This window comes from Bradyrhizobium sp. P2_E8 (assembly GCF_056403875.1).
Genome location: NZ_JBFUES010000910.1, coordinates 1 through 3,028 on the forward strand (window position 1 = coordinate 1; position 3,028 = coordinate 3,028).

Annotated in this window: 3 protein-coding genes; all 3 read right to left on the minus strand. The window is 66.6% G+C overall.

All coding sequences use genetic code 11. From position 1 onward, the window contains the following. Positions 1-66 precede the first annotated feature (66 nt). Positions 67-339, minus strand: a complete 273-nt coding sequence (locus AC1D00_RS34110; protein ID WP_027547696.1) for a helix-turn-helix domain-containing protein — start codon at positions 337-339, stop codon at positions 67-69. A 319-nt stretch (positions 340-658) separates the two neighbouring features. Then, positions 659-2,707, minus strand: coding sequence for an elongation factor G (locus tag AC1D00_RS34115; protein WP_477013696.1), 2,049 nt, complete (start codon positions 2,705-2,707; stop codon positions 659-661). A gap of 150 nt (positions 2,708-2,857) precedes the next feature. Beyond that, positions 2,858-3,028: DUF992 domain-containing protein (locus AC1D00_RS34120; RefSeq protein ID WP_477013697.1), on the minus strand; the 171-nt coding region annotated here is incomplete at its 5' end.

The window sequence follows — 3,028 nt, forward strand, 5'->3', positions numbered from 1 at the left end:
ACCCGCGCCCCCGCGTGCGCGACGATGCGCTAGGTCATTCTGATCCCGAGCACGATCAACGCTCGATCATGCTCCAACGCGACGCGGCGGCCCGGGCTCCCGCAGGCGAACACCGCGTCCGCCGCTGTCGCTGCGCGCCTGCTCGCCGATCAGTTCGACGCCGGCCCGGTCGAACGCCTCGACCACCTTGATCAAGGTCTCGACCACGCCGCGAACATTGCCCGTGCTGGCCTCCATCCGCTGGATGGTCGGCAGCGACACGCCGGCGAGCTCGGCCAGGGTTTTCTGGTCGATGCCGAGCAGCGCGCGGGCTGCCCGCATCTGGAACGACGTGATCACCTTGGCCTCACGTATCAGAGCTTATAAATGATATCTGGAGCATGTACAATGATGTAAAATACATCATTGAGGGGCGAATGCAAGGGGCTGCCCGTCAGTCTCCCCCGTCATTGCGAGGAGCTCTTGCGACGAAGCAATCCAGACCGCCTCCGCGGAGACAGTCTGGATTGCTTCGCCACGCTCGCAATGACGAAGAGGAGGAGGCGGCGTGAGTCCAACTTTCGCCGTGCGCTCGGACGCAGCCCCTCACCCCACCCTCTCCCCGTAAGAACGGGGAGAGGGTGTGAGAGAGCGGGGCCTCCTTACCGCGCGAACTACATCACGCCGCGTGCTGATGCGCGGCGATGATCTGGTCGGCGGCGCGGCCCGTGACTTCGGCCATGTGGTCGAATTGACGGGTGAAGCTGCCGGCGCCGGCGGTGGCCGAGCGCAGCTCGACGATCAGCTCGCCGATCTCGGCTTCCGGCATCATGGCGCGGACGCAGTCCCAGCCGCTCCAGCCGTCGCGGGTATCGAAGCCGAGGATCTGGCCGCGCCGCGCCGACAGGATCGCGTTGATCTTGGCGGTGGCATCCGTCGGGCAGACGATCTCGACCACGTGGATCGGCTCCAGCAATACCGGCTGGCATTGCGGCAGGCCTTCGTTGAGTCCGACCCGCGCCGCCGTGCGGAAGGCGAGATCGGAGGAATCGACGCTGTGATAGGAGCCGTCGGTCAGCGTCACCTGCACGTCGGTGACGGGGAAACCGAGCGGACCGCGCGTGAGCCCGTCGACGACGCCCTCCTCCACCGCCGGGATGTAGTTGCGCGGCACCGCGCCGCCCACCACCTTCTCGGTGAATTTGAAGCCGTCGCCGCGCGGCAGCGGCTTGATGTCGAGCACGACATCGCCGAACTGGCCGTGGCCGCCGGACTGCTTCTTGTGACGGCCGCGCTGGGTGATCGGCTTGCGGATGGTCTCCTGATAGCCGATCGCGGGCGGATGCGAGGCGACCTTGACGCCGAAGCGATCGCGCAGGCGTTCGCTGGCGACGCGCAAATGCATTTCGCCCTGGCCCCACAGCACGGTGTCGTGGGTCTTTGCGTTCTGCACGACCATGAGCGAGGGATCCTCCTCATGCAGCCGCATCAGCGCCTGGCCGAGCTTGACGTCGTCCTTGCGGTCGGTGGCCGCAACCGAGATCGCGAGCACGGCCGACGTCGGTTCTGCGGCGACAAGCGCTGCCGGCTGGGTCTTGCCGCTCGAGACCATGTCGCCGGTCTTGACCGGATCGACCTTGGCGAGCGCGACCGTGTCACCGGCTTCCGCCGCGGCGCGCTTGGTGTCGTAGGCGCCGTTGACGGCGAGGATGCCGGAGATGCGCCCCGCGCCGCCGGAAGAGGATTGCAGCGTGGCACCGTCGTCGAGATGGCCTGCGAGCAGCCGCGTCAGCGACAGCTTTCCGCCGTGCTGCGAGTGCAGCGTCTTGAAGACGTAGCCGAGCGCGTCCTTGCTCTCGGGGGCGCCGAGACGTTTGGCGGTCTCCGCAACACCCGGCGCCTCGTGGCGCAACGCCTTCATCAGGCGCTGCACGCCGTTCTCGCGTCCGGCAGCGCCCAGCAGCACCGGGCAGATCAGCCCTTCGCGCAATTCGCGGGCGAGATCGTCGAACACGGCATCGCGCGGCGGCTGGATGTCCTCCAGCAGCTGTTCCATCAGCGCATCGTCGTGGTCGGCGAGCTTCTCCAGCATCGAGAAGCGCGCCTCCTTCTCGCGGTCGAGATCGCCGCCTTCGAGCGCGATCACCTCGGAGGCCTTGTGCTCGCGATAGATGAAGGCGCGCTCCAGCGCGAGATCGACGAAGCCCTCGATCAACTCGTCCTTCCAGATCGGGATCTGGCGCAGCACCAGCGGCACGCGCGAGGCGGGCTGGAGCGTTGCGAGCGTCTCGCGGATGCGCTTGTTGGCGCGATCGATCTTGTTGAGGAACAGGAAACGCGGAATCTTCAGCTCCTCCAGCTCGCGCAGGATGATCTGAAGCTGGGGCAGCTTCTTCTCGTCGGCTTCGCAGACCACGACCGCGGCATCGACCGCGGGCAACGCGGCGCGCATGTCGTGGGCGAATTCGACGGAACCGGGACAGTCGAGGAAGGTGTAGCTGTCGCCCATGAAACTCGTGGTGGCGGCAGTGAGGCCGACGGTCATCTTGTGATGACGGGCCTCGGGCGTGGCGTCGCCGACGGAAGTTCCGGCATCGACGCTGCCGGCACGCGGGATTGCGCCCGTTCGTGCCAATATCGCTTCAAGAAGTGTGGTTTTACCGCTTTGGAATGGGCCCACCAGCGCAATGCACCGTGGACCTCGGGGACTTCTGACGTCTTGTCCCATTCGCCGTCTCCTTGGTGTGGAGCTCGGCCCATGATTGGGTCGGCAAACGCGGATGCTCTGCCCGTCCCCGAGATTTGGCAAGCGTCAAACGTCGCTGCGGTGCGTCGTCGTGATCGCGCCGGTGGAACGGCGCGATCACACGCATAATTGTTAGCGGCCGGGGCGGAGTTCCAGGCTCTCGAGGCCGGCGGCGACGTTGAGGCCGACCTGGCCCTGCACGCTGAGCGGCTGGAGCGCGATCGAATTGTTGGAGCCGCCGACCAGCACGTTGCCGCCGAGGCCGACGCCGACCGATGCACTGCCTTGCGCGCCCGCATAGGT